This is a genomic window from Rhizobium sp. PK7-22, from assembly GCF_056530405.1.
Genome location: NZ_CP096514.1, coordinates 2,498,686 through 2,515,022 on the forward strand (window position 1 = coordinate 2,498,686; position 16,337 = coordinate 2,515,022).

General features: G+C 62.0%; 12 protein-coding genes and 1 pseudogene. 7 read left to right on the forward strand and 6 right to left on the reverse strand.

From position 1 onward, the window contains the following. Position 1: 1 nt before the first annotated feature. From M1E10_RS16955 to M1E10_RS16970, 4 genes are all read right to left on the reverse strand, one after another. Positions 2–418, reverse strand: a complete 417-nt coding sequence (locus tag M1E10_RS16955; protein ID WP_499173985.1) for an NUDIX hydrolase — start codon at positions 416–418, stop codon at positions 2–4. 6 nt (positions 419–424) lie between these two features. Further along, positions 425–1,954, reverse strand: coding sequence for a DEAD/DEAH box helicase (locus tag M1E10_RS16960; RefSeq protein WP_499173986.1), 1,530 nt, complete (start codon positions 1,952–1,954; stop codon positions 425–427). A 189-nt stretch (positions 1,955–2,143) separates the two neighbouring features. Continuing rightward, positions 2,144–3,418, reverse strand: a complete 1,275-nt coding sequence (locus M1E10_RS16965; protein ID WP_499173987.1) for a M23 family metallopeptidase — start codon at positions 3,416–3,418, stop codon at positions 2,144–2,146. Between the two features lie 98 nt (positions 3,419–3,516). Next, entirely contained in the window at positions 3,517–3,981 is a 465-nt protein-coding gene (locus tag M1E10_RS16970; RefSeq protein WP_499173988.1) for a peroxiredoxin, read from the reverse strand. 108 nt (positions 3,982–4,089) lie between these two features. Here M1E10_RS16970 and M1E10_RS16975 point away from each other — a divergent pair, with 108 nt between their 5' ends. Continuing rightward, positions 4,090–7,479, forward strand: a complete 3,390-nt coding sequence (locus M1E10_RS16975) for a YhdP family protein (RefSeq protein ID WP_499173989.1) — start codon at positions 4,090–4,092, stop codon at positions 7,477–7,479. 45 nt (positions 7,480–7,524) lie between these two features. Here M1E10_RS16975 and tyrS read toward each other — a convergent pair whose 3' ends face one another. Then, positions 7,525–8,778 carry a tyrosine--tRNA ligase gene (tyrS, locus tag M1E10_RS16980; protein WP_499173990.1) on the reverse strand — a complete coding sequence of 418 codons (1,254 nt, stop codon included), beginning with the start codon at positions 8,776–8,778 and terminating at the stop codon, positions 7,525–7,527. 93 nt (positions 8,779–8,871) lie between these two features. Between tyrS and M1E10_RS16985 the strand changes: the two genes are divergently transcribed. Then, complete coding sequence (locus tag M1E10_RS16985) at positions 8,872–10,011, forward strand: anhydro-N-acetylmuramic acid kinase (protein ID WP_499173991.1); 1,140 nt, start codon at positions 8,872–8,874, stop codon at positions 10,009–10,011. A gap of 50 nt (positions 10,012–10,061) precedes the next feature. Here M1E10_RS16985 and M1E10_RS16990 read toward each other — a convergent pair. After that, a pseudogene (locus M1E10_RS16990) lies at positions 10,062–10,740 on the reverse strand (alpha/beta hydrolase). Between the two features lie 231 nt (positions 10,741–10,971). On the opposite strand from M1E10_RS16990, the gene M1E10_RS16995 reads away from it, so the two are divergent. The 5 genes from M1E10_RS16995 to sufD all read left to right on the forward strand — a co-directional run bounded on the left by M1E10_RS16995 (position 10,972) and on the right by sufD (position 16,336). After that, entirely contained in the window at positions 10,972–12,138 is a 1,167-nt protein-coding gene (locus tag M1E10_RS16995; RefSeq protein WP_499173992.1) for a cysteine desulfurase family protein, read from the forward strand. A 139-nt stretch (positions 12,139–12,277) separates the two neighbouring features. Next, on the forward strand, positions 12,278–13,747 hold the full coding sequence (gene sufB / locus M1E10_RS17000; protein WP_499173993.1) for a Fe-S cluster assembly protein SufB: 1,470 nt from the start codon (positions 12,278–12,280) through the stop codon (positions 13,745–13,747). 80 nt (positions 13,748–13,827) lie between these two features. Continuing rightward, on the forward strand, positions 13,828–14,169 hold the full coding sequence (locus tag M1E10_RS17005; RefSeq protein ID WP_499173994.1) for a GIY-YIG nuclease family protein: 342 nt from the start codon (positions 13,828–13,830) through the stop codon (positions 14,167–14,169). A gap of 113 nt (positions 14,170–14,282) precedes the next feature. Continuing rightward, positions 14,283–15,038 (forward strand): ABC transporter ATP-binding protein, encoded by a 756-nt coding sequence (gene sufC / locus M1E10_RS17010; protein ID WP_499173995.1) that lies wholly within the window; start codon positions 14,283–14,285, stop codon positions 15,036–15,038. A 20-nt stretch (positions 15,039–15,058) separates the two neighbouring features. Beyond that, positions 15,059–16,336, forward strand: coding sequence for a SufB/SufD family protein (gene sufD / locus M1E10_RS17015; RefSeq protein WP_499173996.1), 1,278 nt, complete (start codon positions 15,059–15,061; stop codon positions 16,334–16,336). Position 16,337 lies beyond the last annotated feature (1 nt).

Genomic DNA, 16,337 nt, shown 5'->3' on the forward strand with positions numbered 1-16,337 from the left:
ATCAGGCTTTCAGTGCCGCAAAGGCGGACCGCGTGAAGGTCGACAGCGGTGCAGGTGGAGCTTCCGGTGAAAACCAGCCGAAGTCGCTGAGCTTGTCCGGTTCCGTCAGCTGCGGGTCGCCGGAAAAATCGGTCGTCGTGTAGATGAAGGAGATCCAATGCTGGCCGTCGGCCGCAATGATGCCTTCGGCCGAGCAGAGGAATTCGACGCGCCCGATGCGCAGCCCGGTTTCCTCTTCGGCCTCGCGCCTTGCCGCATCGGCGGCCGTTTCCATGAGGTCGACCTTGCCGCCCACGATATTCCAGTGGCCGGCTTCAGGCGCGTTGAGACGCCGGTAGAGCAGTACCTTGCCGTCTTGGCGCCGGATCAGAAGACCGGCGCCGACACCCGGAAAATCAATGCCCGGCTTGGCAGACACGGAAGATCAGACCTTGCCGGCGCTTGCAACGATCAGCATGAAGGCTGGGATGTCATCGCCGAAGCCGACCGGGGTCGGGCCGCCGTCGTCCTGGTCGCGGTGTCGGCTGCGCCGTTCGCGACGGTCGTCATTGGCAGGGTTCGGGTTCGGCTGGCGGACGTTGCGAGCAGGAGCCGCAGGGCGCCGATCAGACTTGCGCTCACGCTCGGGAACGACATTTTCCGCAATTGCTTCCACGACGACTTCTTCCTGTGTCTCGATCTCGACTTCGATTGGCGCCTTCGGGGCGGCCTCGCTTCGTCTGCCTCGGCTGCTGCCGCTGCTGCGTTCTTTGTCGCGGCCGCCGCCACGACCCTTGCGAGCACGATCGCCGCTCTCCTGGCTTTCCATGGGCGCCGGCAATGCCGCGATGTCGCCGTCCAGCCACTCGATCTTCTTGTCGATCAGCTTCTCGATCGCATCCAGATACTTAGTGTCCGAACGTGTCACCAGCGTGAAGGCCTTGCCGGAGCGACCGGCGCGACCAGTGCGGCCGATGCGGTGGACATAGTCTTCCGCATGGATCGGCACGTCGAAATTGAACACATGGCCGACGTCCGGCAGGTCGAGCCCGCGCGCGGCAACGTCGGACGCCACCAGTAGCTGGATCTCACCGTCACGGAAGCTCTGCAGCATGGTGGTGCGCGAACGCTGGTCCATGTCGCCGTGCAGGGCGCCGACGGAAAAGCCGTGACGCTCCAGCGAACGGAACAGGTCTGCGACATCCTTCTTGCGGTTGCAGAAGATGATGGCGTTCTTCAGGTCGTCCTGGGCCTTGATGACATCGCGAAGCGTAGAGCGCTTCTCGTAGTCCTTGTTGTGCGCGGCGACGAGGCGCTGCGTCACGGTGGTCGCCGTCGAGGACGGCAGCGACACTTCGATGCGTTCAGGGTTCTGCAGGAAGCGATCGGCCAGCTTCTGGATCTCCGGCGGCATGGTCGCCGAGAAGAACAGCGTCTGGCGCGTAAAGGGGATCATCTTGGCGATCCGCTCGATATCCGGGATGAAGCCCATGTCGAGCATGCGGTCGGCTTCGTCGATGACGAGAATCTCGACGCCGGTCATCAGCAATTTGCCGCGTTCGCAATGGTCAAGCAGGCGGCCAGGGGTGCAGATCAGCACGTCGGCGCCGCGTTCCAGCTTGCGGTTCTGTTCGTCGAACGAGACGCCGCCGATCAGCAGCGCGACGTTGAGCTTGTGGTTCTTGCCGTACTTCTCGAAATTCTCGGCGACCTGGGCGGCGAGCTCTCGAGTCGGCTCGAGGATCAGCGTGCGCGGCATGCGCGCCCGGGCGCGACCCTTTTCCAGCAGCGTGAGCATCGGCAACACGAAAGATGCTGTCTTGCCTGTGCCGGTCTGGGCGATGCCGCAAATGTCACGGCGCTGCAGCGCGACGGGAATGGCGCCCGCCTGGATAGGCGTGGGTATAGTATAACCCGCGTCGGTGACAGCAGAGAGGACTTTCTGGCTCAGGCCAAGATCAGCGAATGTTGTCAAAGGGAAATCTGTATCCGTTCCGGTTCTACATAGAACTCAAGCGTCGGCGCAGAGTGTGTGCCCGACAGTTGGCTGCCAAATAGGAGGAAACTGCTGCAAAGTCAAGGAAACCCAGCCTCCTTTGCCGCCAGGTGGTGAACAATGGGGCAAGGCGGAGGCGTTTCTTCAAAAATCGTTATTTCAAGACGGTTAGCGGAGATAGGTGCCGAGTTTCATGCCGGCGTTCAGGAAGTGGGCCGGGTCAACGGCGCGACCATCGCGCCGGACTTCATAATGAACGTGCGGACCTGTTGACCGACCTGTCGATCCGGCCCTGCCGATCACGTCGCCTGCAGCAACCGCCTCGCCCACTGAGACGAGGATGCGCGAAAGATGTCCGTAGCGTGTGGTGATCCCGTAGCCGTGGTCAATCTCTACCATGTTACCGTAACCGCCCGAGAATTCCGCTGCCACGACTTTACCCGCGCCGGCACTGAAGACTTTCTCGCCCGTGCTGGCCCGAAAATCGATGCCGGCGTGCAGAGCAAGCCTGCCCAGGAAAGGATCCAACCGGTTGCCATAACGGCTCGTCACCGCTCGTCCGGGCGCTGGATTGCCATAGGGCAGGGCCTTTGCGGTTTCGCGAACTGCTTCGAGACGGCTGAGCGCCGCATCCAGGTCGTTTACCGAATCGTTGAAGGCTGCAACGGCGGTCTCCGGCTCCAGAAGCGGCCCGCCCAATCCTTCCACGCTCGATGGGGTGAGGGCATCGATATTGACGCCGGTCCTCTTCAGAATGCTGGCGATCGCATCGGCCGTCTGTGACGCATCCACCGTGAGGCCGGCAATCTTCGCCAGTTGCTCCTGCTCGATATCCCTGAGCGACGAATCGACCTTGGAGAACATGAGGTCAGCCCGTTCCGCCTTGCTTTCACGCAATGGAGCATAGGCGAGGCCGGGCGCACTTGCCTCTCCCGGGGTGCCCAGCAGGGCGTCGATGGCCTGTGCGCCACCGCCGACCGATGCCTGGCGCTCTGGATCTTTGCCGCCGGGATTGTCAGTGCCTGCAGGCATCAGGCCAGATTCCTGGGCGCGTTCCAGGAGCGGACCAAGCTTTCCATGGCGGGAAAAGAGGGCATCCTGCTGCTCCAGCAGTTTCTCGACCTTCTGCTGCAAGACCTGCTGGTCCATGAGGTGTCGCGACGTCACGCTGTCCAGCTGTGTGCGCAACGCCGCTATCCGATCCTCGTATTCCTGCTGGATGTGAGACTGCCGCGCGATGGCGACACGGATCAGATCGTCGCGAAAAAAGAGATAGGCGGTCGCAGCGAGATAGCCAATCGAGAGGACCGCGATCAAGCACACCGTCACACCAACCATCCAGGGGCGGAAGGTCATGTGGCGGATCTTGTCGCCTTTGGCGAGGATCACGACATGCTCGGGCCGCTTCTGAGCAAATCCTCTTCTGTCTCCCGGCTGCGTCAATATCGTCCCCTGACCGATTCCGCTTGGTATTCGATCAGGGGATTACACCCGGTTAAGGTTAATGGAGCCTTTCTCGCGACCCGGAAAAATACCTCCTGTCACTTCGTGAGGGCGGCCAGGACCTCTTGCGCATGCCCGGCCACTTTTACCTTCGGCCAGACAGCCAGCAGCCGGCCGTCAGGCCCGATCAGAAAGGTCGAACGCTCAATCCCCATGTAGGTGCGTCCGTACATGCTTTTCTCCTTCCAGACGCCATAGGCGAGGGCCGCGGCATTGTCTTCGTCCGAGGCGAGAATGATCTTCAGGCCATATTTGGCGGCAAACTTGTCATGTTTGGATACCGTGTCGGGCGAGACGCCGATGATAGTGGCTCCGGCGTCTGAAAACTGCGGCAGCAGCTCGGTGAAGGCAAGCGCCTCAGTCGTGCAGCCGCTCGTATCGTCCTTCGGGTAGAAATAGAGAACGACGTTCTGGCCCTTCAGGTCGCCCAGGGCGACCGATCCGTTTCCCGCCGTGGGCAAGGTGAATGCGGGAGCAGCGTCGCCAGCTTTCAATTCGGTCATGGTAGTCCTTTCTTTCGCCAGTATGTTGAAGGATGAGGCCGCAAATCATGTATACTGATTTGGCCGCAGACCAGATCATTGGCGCACCAGAGGCGAGTTTATTCAGGAATGGCGGAAATTCGCGGCGAAAAGGTCAGCTTCGGCAGGAATGAATTTACGCCGCTGCACACCTTGCCTTCGGCGCAGGCCGAAGACCCGATGATCGTTCACTGTCCGCTGCCGCGTACGCGCATGCGCAGGCTCTGGCGCATGTTGACGATCATGACGTTTCTGGTTCTGGCGGCGGTCGCAAGCGCGTTTTTTGCCATCGAGGGCGGTGCCGTCGACGGTGCGCTGTCGGCACGGGCAAACGATGCGCTGAACAACGCGCTCGGCCCGCGATACACGGCCACGGTGGGCTCCGCCGCCATCCGCTTCGATTCGGATTTTCGCCTCGCCCTCGAAGCGCGCGACGTGAACATCGTCGAACAGGCGTCGGGACAGCACCTGACACGGGCTACCGCCCTCAGGATGGCGATCGATCCGCTTGCCCTTGCCGCGGGCCGTATCTCCATCCGGCATATGGAAGCCAATGGCATCCAGCTCGATACAGGTGCTCTGCCGCCCGGGGATCCGATGGCGCTGGCAAAGGTGCGTGTCGATGCTCTACCGGCGGTTCTCGAGCAGGCGTTTCAACGTCTCGACGAAGCGCGTGGACTGATGGAGCGCACCGGCACCAACACGATCAGCCTGGCGGGGATCGAGGTACTCATGCCTGCCGCGCCGGGGCGCAAGCCGATTGCGCTGGAAGTGGCGGGCCTTGACCTCACCCGCACCGCTCCGGGCGAGATCTCCGTGATCGGCGACGTCGCGCTCGATGGACAACCAGCGCGGCTGCAGGCCACCGCTGCCGTGATCGAGGGTGTCTCCTCATCGCTGAAGGCCACCTTGACCGGACTGGAAACGACGCCCTTTCTCCTGCGGCGGGCTGACGACGGGGCACCCCGTGATGGGGTGCAGGGGACGATCGATCTCGATGTCGAGGCGGTGCGGGCGCGTGAATCGACGACGCCCTCAATCAAGGCGACGCTGCGGCCCTCCACCGGGCTCTTCTATTTCGACGGCCTGGCCCAGGAGCTTTCCGGCGGGTTGATCAAGGCGACCTATGACTTCGGCAAGAATTCTCTCGAGATCCTGGATTCGGAGGTGCGCTTCGGAACCACCGTCCTTCCGCTCAACGGAGCCGTGGTCGACCTCAACCGGCTCGACCCCGCAGATGCCCGGCCGGGATTCGGGCTTAGCCTGCTGGTCAGCGGCGGGAAGGCGACGGCGGCAGGTTCCGGTGAAGCGCCGGCCGTCTTCGACCTGAGGGCTTCGGGACGCTACCTGTCGGCCGACCGTCAGCTGCAGGTGAACGACATGCTGCTGTCGAGCCCACTGGGCTCAATGGCCGGTTCGCTGAAGATCCAGCTGGGAGACGCGTCGCCGGAGATCAGCTTCGGCGGACAACTCCCGACGATGGAAGTGGCAGGGATCAAGCAATTCTGGCCCTTCTGGATGGCCAACAAGCCTCGGACATGGGTGCTGGAAAACATCTACGGCGGCACTGCCATCAATGGGTCTATCGCCGTGTTCATTCCTGCCGGCAAGATGAAGGGGCCCGGCCATCCGCTGGATCTCGATGCCAATGAATTGCGCATTGCCTTCGATATCCAGGACGCCCGGCTGAATTTGCCCGGCGACATTCCGCCGCTGCGCGATCTGGATGCCAACTTCGATCTGAAGGGCGAATTGTTGAAAGTGGAGATCGAAAGCGGCGCCTCCTATCTCCCGTCAGGACGATCGGTAAAGGTGGCCGATGGTGAGTTTACCGTCGCGTCGACCTATACAAAGCCGCTGATGGCTGATCTTGCCATCCAGGTGTCCGGGGATGCCAATGCCGTTGCCGAACTGGCCAATTTCCGTCCACTGAACGCGCTGAAGGAAACCGAGTTCAAGCCGGATGATTTCGGCGGAACTGCCACGGCCAGGGTCAAGGCGCGTCTGGGGCTGATCGCCGACCAGAACCCGCCGGAGCCCGACTGGAGCGCCGAAATCGAACTGGCCGACGTCGACGTCGGACCGCCATTTTCCGGTCACCAGATCAGCGATGTCAACGGCCTGTTGAACGTCGACAGGAAGGCCGCCCGACTGACGGCCAAGGCCGCCATCGACGGCGTGCCCGCGGAGGTGACTCTGGTCGAGCCGATCGGCAAATCGTCGACGGTTCCCAAGGAGCGGATCATCAAGGCGAGCCTGGACAACCAGCAGCGCGAGAAGCTCGTTCCGGGTCTGTCCGACGTCGTCGATGGCACGATCGAGGCGCAGATCACCCGTGTTGACGATACCCGGCAGAGCGTCTCCCTCGACCTGACCCGCTCGACCCTTTCGGTGCCCTGGATCGGCTGGACCAAGGGCAATGGTATCCCGACGAAAGCCGACTTCGAGATCGCGAGCGATGGCACACAGGAAAGCATCAGCAGTTTTCGTCTGGATGGGGACGGATTCGGGGCCCAGGGCGAAATGACGCTCGCTGGCGGGCAGCTTCAGTCGGCGCAACTGTCGCGCGTTCAGCTCTCGCCAGGCGACGACTTCCGGGCGTCTCTGAATCAGACAAAAGGCGGCTTCGACGTCTCCATCTCGGGTGCTTCGGCGGACATGCGCCCGATACTGACGCGCCTGCGCTCTGGAGGAGCGTCGGGCGGCGGCGGTGACGGAAGCGCGACGATCAAGGCCGAGCTCGGCCAGATGGTCGGCTTCGGCGACGAGCGGCTCGCGAACGTCACGATGCTGTTTGAGACGCGCAACGGCACGATCTCCAAGGCTGACTTCTCTGCCGTCACCCAAAGCGGCGCGCCCGTCGTCAGCCGCATGAACCAGTCGCAGATCATCTCCCTGACCAGCGGTGATGCCGGCGCGGTGGCGCGCTTTGCAAATCTCTACGACCGAATCCAGGGGGGACTGCTCAACGTGAGCCTCAGGCCGCAGCGCGACAATGTCTGGAGCGGTTCGCTGGACCTGCGCAATTTCGCGTTGATGAACGAGGAGCGGCTGCAGTCGCTCGTGTCGACGCCGGTGGGTGAGCAGCAGAAAAGCCTGAACGCGGCGGTCAAGCGGGACATCGACGTGAGTTCGGCCAAATTTCAACGTGGCTTCGCACGGGTCGTATACCAGGGGGGCGCACTGTCGGTAGAGAACGGCATCGTCCGCGGGGAGCAGATCGGCGCAAGCTTCCAGGGCATCCTGCGCGATTCGCGCGGCAACATGGACATGACCGGAACGTTCATGCCGGCCTACGGCCTGAACCGGCTGTTTGCGGAACTGCCGATCATCGGGGTGATCCTTGGCAACGGACGCGACAGGGGGCTGCTCGGCATCACCTTCAAGATGGAGGGGCCGTTCGATCAGCCCCGCCTGACGATCAACCCGCTGTCGATCATCGCACCCGGCATCTTCCGGCAGATCTTCGAGTTCCAATAGGCCCGGCTGTGACCGGGCCTATTGGAAGGCAAGTCGTTCGAAGGTTCAGGAGGGCCGCACGAGGATGTGCTTCTTCTTGCCGAGCGACAGCTTGATGACGCCATCAGCCATCAGCTGACCATCACCGACGGTCATGCGCTCGTCGGTGACCGCTTCGTCATTGATCCGCACGCCACCGCCCTGGACATGGCGACGCGCCTCACCATTCGACGCGGCAAGGCCTGCCCGCACGATCAGCGACAGCAGTCCGAGGCCCGCTTCCAGCTCCGCCTGCGGCACGTCGATCGACGGCAGGTTGTCGGAAAGCGAACCCTCCTCGAACGTCCGGCGCGCCGTCTCGGCGGCCTCTTCGGCGGCCTGGCGGCCATGCAGGATGGCGGTGACTTCCGTTGCCAGGATCTTCTTTGCTTCGTTGATCTCCGAGCCGTCGAGCTTCGAAAGCTTCTCGATCTCCGCCATCGGCAGGGTCGTGAACAGCTTGGCGAACCGGATGACATCGGCGTCTTCGGTGTTGCGCCAGTACTGCCAGAAGTCATAGACCGGCAGCAGGTCCTTGTTCAGCCAGATCGCGCCCGACGCCGACTTGCCCATCTTGGCGCCTGACGAGGTGGTCAAGAGCGGCGAGGTCAGCGCATAGAGCTGTGGCGTCCCCATCCGGTGACCGAGGTCGATGCCGTTGATGATATTGCCCCACTGGTCGGAGCCGCCCATCTGCAGCCGGCAACCGTAGCGCTGGGAGAGCTCGACGAAGTCATAAGCCTGAAGGATCATGTAGTTGAATTCCAGGAACGACAGGGACTGCTCCCGATCAAGCCGCGTCTTGACGCTGTCGAAGGACAGCATCCGGTTGACCGAGAAATGCCGCCCGACGTCGCGCAGGAATTCGAGATAGTTGAGCGGGCGCAGCCAGTCGGCGTTGTTGATCATCAGCGCCGGATTGGGCTGGCGGTCGTAATCGAGGTAGTTGGCGAAGACATGCTTCAGCGAGGTGATGTTGTCCTCGATCATGTCGACCGTCATCAGCTTGCGCGCCTCCTCCTTGAAGGAGGGGTCGCCGACCATGCCGGTGCCGCCGCCCATCAGCGAGATCGGCTGGTGGCCGGTCTGTTGCATCCAGTGCAGCATCATGATCTGGGTGAGATGCCCGACATGCAGGCTCGACGCCGTCGGATCATAGCCGATATAGGCGGTTACCGTTTCCTTGGCGAACAACGCGTCGAGACCTGCCTCGTCGGAGATCTGGTGGATGAAGCCGCGCTCGTCGAGCGTACGGAGGAAATCGGACTTGAACCTGGACATCTCTTATCTCTGTGGATGTGTTTTCATTTGCGAGGCGGCGTCTAGCACTGTTTCTGACCTTAATCACTTCAAAATTGATTCTGAGTGTCATCAATGGACGGAATGAAAACGGCAATCGGATTGATGAGCGGGACGTCGATGGATGGCATCGACGTGGCTCTGGTGCGCACCGACGGGCAAGGTCTTGTGCAGCGCGGCGCCTTTCTGGGCGTTGCCTACGAACCGGCTTTCCGCGAGAGATTGAAGCAGGCGCTTCAGGATGCCACCGCGATCCGCGAGCGGACGGAACGGCTAGGTATTCTTGCGGTTGTTGAACGGGAACTGACGGAGCGGCACGCCGTCGCCATCGGCAAATTCCTTGAGCAGAACGGACTGTCGTCATCCGATATCGACGCCGTCGGCTTCCACGGGCAGACGGTGCTGCACCGCCCGGACGAGGCTTTGACCGTCCAGCTGGGGGACGGACAACTGCTGGCTGATCTGACCGGTATTGCCGTGGTGTCGGACATGCGCGCTAACGACATGGTGCATGGCGGGCAGGGCGCGCCTCTGGTCCCGGCCTATCATGCGGCACTTGCCGAGGGGCTCGATGTGCCGGAGCGCCCGGTCTGTTTCGTCAATATCGGCGGCATCTCCAACCTCACCTTCATCGGTCGGGACGGCGTGCTGACGGCTTTCGACGGCGGTCCCGGAAATACCCTGATCGATCAATGGGTAGAGGCGCAGGCGGGTATCCCCTTCGATCAGGGGGGTATGATCGGATCGGAAGGGCAGGTGATTGCCGAGCTGGCCGAAAGCTATCTGTCGCAGCCGTTCTTCACCGCAAAGACGCGCCGGTCGCTGGACCGAAACGACTTCCTGCCGCTGCGCGGCGATCAGGCAGAGCTTGCGGATGGCGCACGCACGCTCGCCTATGTGGCGGCAGCCGCGATCATCAGGTCGTCTGGTCACCTCCCGGAAGCGCCGGGGCTCTTTGTCATTGGCGGAGGGGGGCGGTTGAATACCGTTCTTATGGCGGATCTCGCAACACTTGCGGGAGCGTGCGGAGCAAGGGTGGTCTCGGCCGAGGAAGTCAAGCTGGACGGCGATGCCATGGAAGCGGAGGCCTGGGCCTACCTGGCGGTGCGCTCGATGCAGGGCCTGCCTTTGACGTTCCCCGGCACAACCGGCGTCGCCATGCCCATCTCTGGAGGCCGCATCAGTTATCCGAGCAAAACGGGGCAGTCTGTCTGAGGGGCAGCGAGGCGGCGACGGACGTCACCGCCTCGATTGTTCGATTAAGCTCAGCGGATCCGCTTGGCAGCCGGCTCGGGGACCAGTTCGCCTTCGAGGCGGCGGTCCAGATAGTCCTCGCATTCGGCCATCAGGGCATCGACCTGGCCGTTGAAGAAGTGGTTGGCGCCTTCCATCGTGCGATGGGTGATCAGGATGCCCTTCTGGGTCTTCAGCTTCTCCACCAGTCCCACCACATCCTTTTCGGGCGCGACCCTGTCGGCATTGCCGTGAATGATCAGGCCGGACGAAGGGCAGGGTGCCAGGAACGAGAAGTCATAGGTGTTCGGTTGCGGCGCGATCGACATGAAGCCTTCGATCTCGGGGCGGCGCATCAGAAGCTGCATGCCGATCCAGGAGCCGAACGAATAGCCGGCAACCCAGCAGCTCTTCGAATCCGGATGCAGGCTTTGGACCCAGTCGAGCGCGGAGGCCGCGTCCGAGAGTTCACCGGCGCCATGGTCGAATTCGCCCTGGCTGCGGCCGATGCCGCGGAAGTTGAAGCGAAGCGTCGTGAAGCCGCGCTTCTGGAACATATAGAAAAGCTGGTAGACGATCTGATTGTTCATCGTGCCGCCGAACTGCGGGTGCGGATGCAGGATGATGGCGATCGGGGCGTTTTTTTTCTTTGGAGGGCTGATATCGCCCCTCGAGGCGGCCAGCGGGGCCGTTGAAGATGACTTCGGGCATCGGTACTCCGGTCAGATGTTCAGGTTGCTCACTGAGTGCCAAGTCGAGACTTGACGAAGTCGGTCAGCTTTTCTAAAACTCAGTTTAGAACCATTCGAAACTTTTGAGGGGCCGCTTGGCGACCCGGCTGATGTCTCATAAGGCAAGGCCGTTCGAAAATTCAAGGAAAATGCGGCTTGCACCCATGGCATGGAACTTGATGGCTATCTAGGAAGGAATGCAGGCCGGGCAATGGTAGGTACACGCGTCTACATGGACTGGAATGCGACCGCGCCGCTTTGCGAGCCGGCGCGTCTGGCCATGGTCGATGCCTTCGCCATGCCCGGCAATGCCTCGTCGGTACATGCCGAGGGACGTGCGGCACGTGCCGGTATCGACAAGGCCCGCCGGCAGGTCGCTGCTCTGGTCGCTGCCGAGCCTGCCCATGTCATCTTCACAAGCGGCGCAACGGAAGCGGCAAACCACGTCCTGACCCCGGATTTTCGAATGGGGCGGGCGCCGCTTCTCGTCAGCCATCTCTATGTCTCGGCCATCGAGCATCCGGCAGTGCGCGAAGGCGGACGCTTTACGCCCGAGCAGGTGTCGGAGATCTCCGTGACCCGCCAGGGTATCCTCGATCTCCAGATGCTGGAAGCCGCACTGGCGGCGCATGATCGCGCCGAGGGTCTGCCCCTTGTGGCGCTGATGCTGGTCAACAATGAAACGGGCATCGTCCAGCCCGTGGCGGAGGCGGCGCGCCTCGTTCACCACTTCGGCGGTCTGTTGATCGTCGACGCGGTGCAGGCGGTGGGTCGAATTCCGGTCGATATCGCAGCGCTCGACGCCGATTTCATGATTGTCTCGTCCCACAAGATCGGCGGCCCTAAAGGCGTCGGCGCCCTGATCTCGCGCGGCGAGGCTTTGTTGCCAGCTGCCTTGATCCGCGGTGGCGGGCAAGAAAAGGGGCATCGCTCTGGTACAGAGAACTACCATGGAATCATTGGCTTCGGGGCTGCTGCTGAGGCACCACTTGAGGATATGGGTGCCAATCATTTCCGGCTTGGAGGGATGCGAGATGCGCTGGAAGCTGGAATGGCTGCCCTGGCACCGGACGTGATCATCCACGGGCGAGATGTGGAGCGAGTGGGCAACACCTGTTTCTTCACCCTTCCGGGGCTGAAATCCGAGACCGGCCAGATCGCCTTCGATATCGAGGGCGTGGCGCTGTCGGCTGGCTCGGCCTGCTCGTCCGGCAAGGTCGGCCAGAGCCACGTGCTGACGGCCATGGGCTTCGACGCCGATCTCGGTGCGCTGCGCATTTCCATCGGCCCGACGACGACTTCGGCAGACATCGACGCCGCACTGGCGGCGTTCAAGAGAATTTCCGGCCGGCGTCGTTCGGCCGGAGAAGCCGCGTAAGCGGCAATAAACCTGCGGAAAGACAATTTTCCGCTTGCCCGAAGGTGTGAAAAGCGCCTTTTGGCCCCTACATACCGGCGGAACGTCCGTCCGAAAAAAGAGGTGCCGGCCTGACTGCCGGCGAGAGTTGGAGAACACCATGGCTGCGGTGCAGGAAACGATCGATCAGGTCCGCCAGATCGATGTCGACCAGTACAAATACGGCTTCGAGACGATCATCGAAGTGGACAAGGCCCCCAAGGGTCTGTCCGAAGACATCATCCGCTTCATCTCGGCCAAGAAGCAGGAGCCGGACTGGATGCTGGCGTGGCGCCTCGACGCCTATCAGCGCTGGCTGACGATGGAAGAGCCAACTTGGGCGCGCGTCGATTATCCGAAGATCGACTTCAACGAGCTCTATTATTATGCCGCGCCGAAGAACATGACTGGGCCGACGTCCCTTGAGGAGGTCGATCCGGAGCTGCTGCGGGTCTACGAGAAGCTCGGCATTCCGCTGCAGGAGCAGGAAATGCTCGCCGGCGTCCAGAAGCCGCGCGTCGCCGTCGATGCCGTCTTCGATTCGGTGTCCGTCGTCACGACCTTCAAGAAGGAACTGCAGAAGGCCGGCGTGATCTTCATGTCGATCTCCGAGGCGATCCGCGAGCACCCGGACCTGATCAAGCAGTATCTTGGCTCAGTCGTTCCGACCACCGACAACTACTATGCAACGCTGAATGCGGCCGTTTTCACCGACGGTTCCTTCGTCTTCGTGCCGAAGGGCGTTCGCTGCCCGATGGAGCTGTCGACCTACTTCCGCATCAACGAGAAGAACACGGGCCAGTTCGAACGGACCCTGATCATCGCCGAGGAAGGCGCCTACGTCTCCTATCTCGAAGGCTGCACGGCACCGCAGCGCGACGAGAACCAGTTGCATGCTGCGGTCGTCGAACTCGTCGCTCTCGACGACGCCGAGATCAAATACTCCACGGTTCAGAACTGGTACCCGGGCGATGCCCAGGGCAAGGGCGGCATCTACAACTTCGTCACCAAGCGCGGCGATTGCCGCGGTCACCGCTCGAAGATCTCATGGACCCAGGTCGAGACCGGTTCGGCGATCACCTGGAAGTATCCGAGCTGCATCCTGCGCGGCGACGACAGCCGCGGCGAGTTCTACTCGATCGCCGTGTCGAACGGCTATCAACAGATCGACTCGGGCACGAAGATGATCCACCTCGGCAAGAACACCTCGAGCCGCATCATCTCCAAGGGGATCTCGGCCGGGCGCTCCAACAACACCTATCGTGGCCAGGTCTCGATCCACCGCCGGGCTGAGAATGCGCGCAACTTCACCAACTGCGATTCGCTCCTGATCGGCGACAAGTGCGGCGCTCACACTGTGCCCTACATCGAGGTCAAGAACGCGTCCGCCCAGGTGGAGCACGAGGCGACCACCTCGAAGATCTCCGACGACCAGAAGTTCTACGTCATGCAGCGCGGCATCCCCGAAGAGGAAGCCATCGCCCTCATCGTCAACGGCTTCGTCAAGGACGTCATCCAGGAACTGCCGATGGAATTTGCCGTCGAAGCCCAGAAGCTGATCGGGATTTCGCTCGAAGGAAGCGTGGGCTGATGAGACGGCGCGCTCAGCCGGCGGTGGTCGTCATCCTCGGGCTTGTCCCGAGGATCTACCGGCGGAAGGGCTGATCCGCGATGTCCGGCTTCGTCTACATGATGTCGGACAAGCCGCGCGGAGTAATCTACGTCGGCGTGACCAGCGACCTGCAGGGGCGCGTTTGGGAACACCGGAATGAAGTGAGGAAGGGTTTTACGTCCAGATACAATGCGAAGCTTTTGGTGTGGTTCGAGTTGCATCCGAACATCGTCCTGGCGATCCAGCGCGAGAAATCGCTGAAGCGCTATTTGCGGGATTGGAAGATCAAGCTGATCGAAGGGTTGAACCCGACTTGGCTGGATCTCTATGAGCGTATCGATGAAATCGAGAACATCTACGTACCGCAACCGAGCACGCCGCAATGGTCTGACTACAACTGACACCGCAATAGATCCTCGGGACAAGCCCGAGGATGACGGAATGAGAAGGCGCTGAACGGCGCAAAAAGTAACGACAGGCGGCCGTGGTGCCGCTCGATGGACAGGAACACAACATGCTTGAAATTCGCAATCTTCATGCCCGCATTGCCGAAGACGGCACTGAAATCATTCGGGGCCTGAACCTGACGGTCAGGGCCGGCGAAGTCGCTGCCATCATGGGGCCGAATGGCTCCGGAAAATCGACGTTGTCCTACATCCTGTCCGGCCGCGAGGACTACGAGGTCACCGAAGGCGAGATCCTCTACAACGGCGAGAGCATTCTCGAGCTCGATCCGGCCGAGCGTGCCTCCAAGGGCATCTTCCTGGCCTTCCAGTATCCGGTAGAAATTCCCGGCGTCGCGACCATGCAGTTCTTGAAGGTGGCGATGAACGAGCAGCGCAAGGCGCGCGGCGAAGAGGAACTGACGACGCCGGACTTCATCCGCCGCGTCAAGGAAGCTGCTGCCGAACTGAAGATCGACCCGGCCATGCTGCGCCGTCCGCTCAACGTCGGCTTTTCCGGCGGTGAAAAGAAGCGTGCCGAAATTCTGCAGATGGCACTGCTCGAGCCGAAGCTCTGCATTCTCGACGAGACCGATTCCGGCCTCGACATCGATGCGCTGAAGATCGTCGCCGACGGCGTCAACGCGCTGAAGTCCCCGGATCGTGCCGTGATCGTCATTACCCACTACCAGCGCCTGCTCGAATACATCGTTCCGGACACCGTCCACGTTCTCTACAAGGGCCAGGTCATCCGGTCCGGCGACAAGGATCTGGCGCTCGAGCTGGAAGCCAACGGCTACGCCGACATCATCGGGAAAGCAGCCTGATTCCCGGAAAGGACGTAGACATGAACATTCACACGCCCATTCGCCTGACACCGGCCGAAACGGCTCTGGTGGAAGCCTACACCGCGCAGGTCGGCGACCTGCCGGGCGACGGCGCCGTTACCGGCACGCGCGATCGGCTGCTCAACGACATCAAGATCGCCGGCCTGCCGACGCGCCGCGTCGAAGCCTGGCACTATACGGACCTGCGCACACTGCTGCGCAACGTTCCGGCACCCCTGGTGGCGGCCCCTTCGCTCGTCACCATTGCTCCTCTCGTCGAGGGCGCCCAGGTGCTGCCGGTGCTGCAAGGTGCTGCAGATGCGGCAGCCTCGATCGAGGGCCTGGGGATCGCTTCTTACGCCGAAAGCCTCATCAACGGCACGGCGGCAGCGGGTCTTGCAGCGCTCGACAAGGATGACGCGATCGGCAAGATCAACGGCAGCCTTGTTCGCGACGGCTACAGCATCGCCGTTCCCGCTGGGGTCACCGTTGATGCTCCGATCGAACTGCAGGCGCTGCATGGGGCAGGGCAGGTTCACACCCGCTTTCCGGTCACCTTCGGCGCCGGCTCCAGGGCGACCGTTATCGAGCGCCACCGCTCGATAACGGGTGAGGCTGCCCTGGTCTCCAGCATCAGCGACATCACCCTGGAAGAGGGGGCTGAGGCCGTCTGGATCATCCTGCAGGAGCAAGGGGCGGAGGACACGCATCTCGGCCAGATCCGGGTCAAATTCGGGACCAATTCCAAGCTGAGGCTCTTCGTCATCAATGCCGGTGGCAAGCTGGTGCGCCAGGAACTGCGCATCGATGTGGACGGCGAAGGCAGCGAGCTGACGCTTCGCGGCGTCAACCTGCTCGGCGGCGAGACCCACACGGACGTGACCCTGGTGCTCGGCCACAATGTGCCGAACACCAATTCCACCGAGATCTTCCGCAACGTCGTCTTCGACCGCGCCCGGGGCGTTTTCCAGGGAATGATCCGGGTCGCACCGGATGCCCAGAAGACCGACGCCAAGATGGCCTGCAACACGCTGCTCCTGACTGACGACGGCGAGTTTTCGGTCAAGCCGGAACTGGAGATCTTTGCCGACGACGTCATCTGCGGCCATGGCGCCACGGTGTCGGACATCGACGGCAATCATCTCTACTACCTGACGTCGCGCGGGATCCCGGAAAACAAGGCGCGCGCGATGCTGGTCAACGCCTTCGTGGCCGAGGTCGTCGAAGAACTCGAAGATGAAAAGCTGGTCGAGGCGCTGGAAGGCATCATCTCGGCTTGGCTGGAAAAGCACGCCTGAC

What these genes read in the sequence shown, in the direction of transcription:
- sufB (WP_499173993.1), top strand. Translation starts at nt 12,278, where the DNA reads ATGGCTGCGGTGCAGGAAACGATCGATCAGGTCCGCCAGATCGATGTC.
- tyrS (WP_499173990.1), bottom strand. Translation starts at nt 8,778, where the DNA reads ATGTCCAGGTTCAAGTCCGATTTCCTCCGTACGCTCGACGAGCGCGGC.
- M1E10_RS16970 (WP_499173988.1), bottom strand. Translation starts at nt 3,981, where the DNA reads ATGACCGAATTGAAAGCTGGCGACGCTGCTCCCGCATTCACCTTGCCC.
- M1E10_RS16975 (WP_499173989.1), top strand. Translation starts at nt 4,090, where the DNA reads ATGGCGGAAATTCGCGGCGAAAAGGTCAGCTTCGGCAGGAATGAATTT.
- M1E10_RS16985 (WP_499173991.1), top strand. Translation starts at nt 8,872, where the DNA reads ATGGACGGAATGAAAACGGCAATCGGATTGATGAGCGGGACGTCGATG.
- sufC (WP_499173995.1), top strand. Translation starts at nt 14,283, where the DNA reads ATGCTTGAAATTCGCAATCTTCATGCCCGCATTGCCGAAGACGGCACT.
- sufD (WP_499173996.1), top strand. Translation starts at nt 15,059, where the DNA reads ATGAACATTCACACGCCCATTCGCCTGACACCGGCCGAAACGGCTCTG.
- M1E10_RS16995 (WP_499173992.1), top strand. Translation starts at nt 10,972, where the DNA reads ATGGTAGGTACACGCGTCTACATGGACTGGAATGCGACCGCGCCGCTT.
- M1E10_RS17005 (WP_499173994.1), top strand. Translation starts at nt 13,828, where the DNA reads ATGTCCGGCTTCGTCTACATGATGTCGGACAAGCCGCGCGGAGTAATC.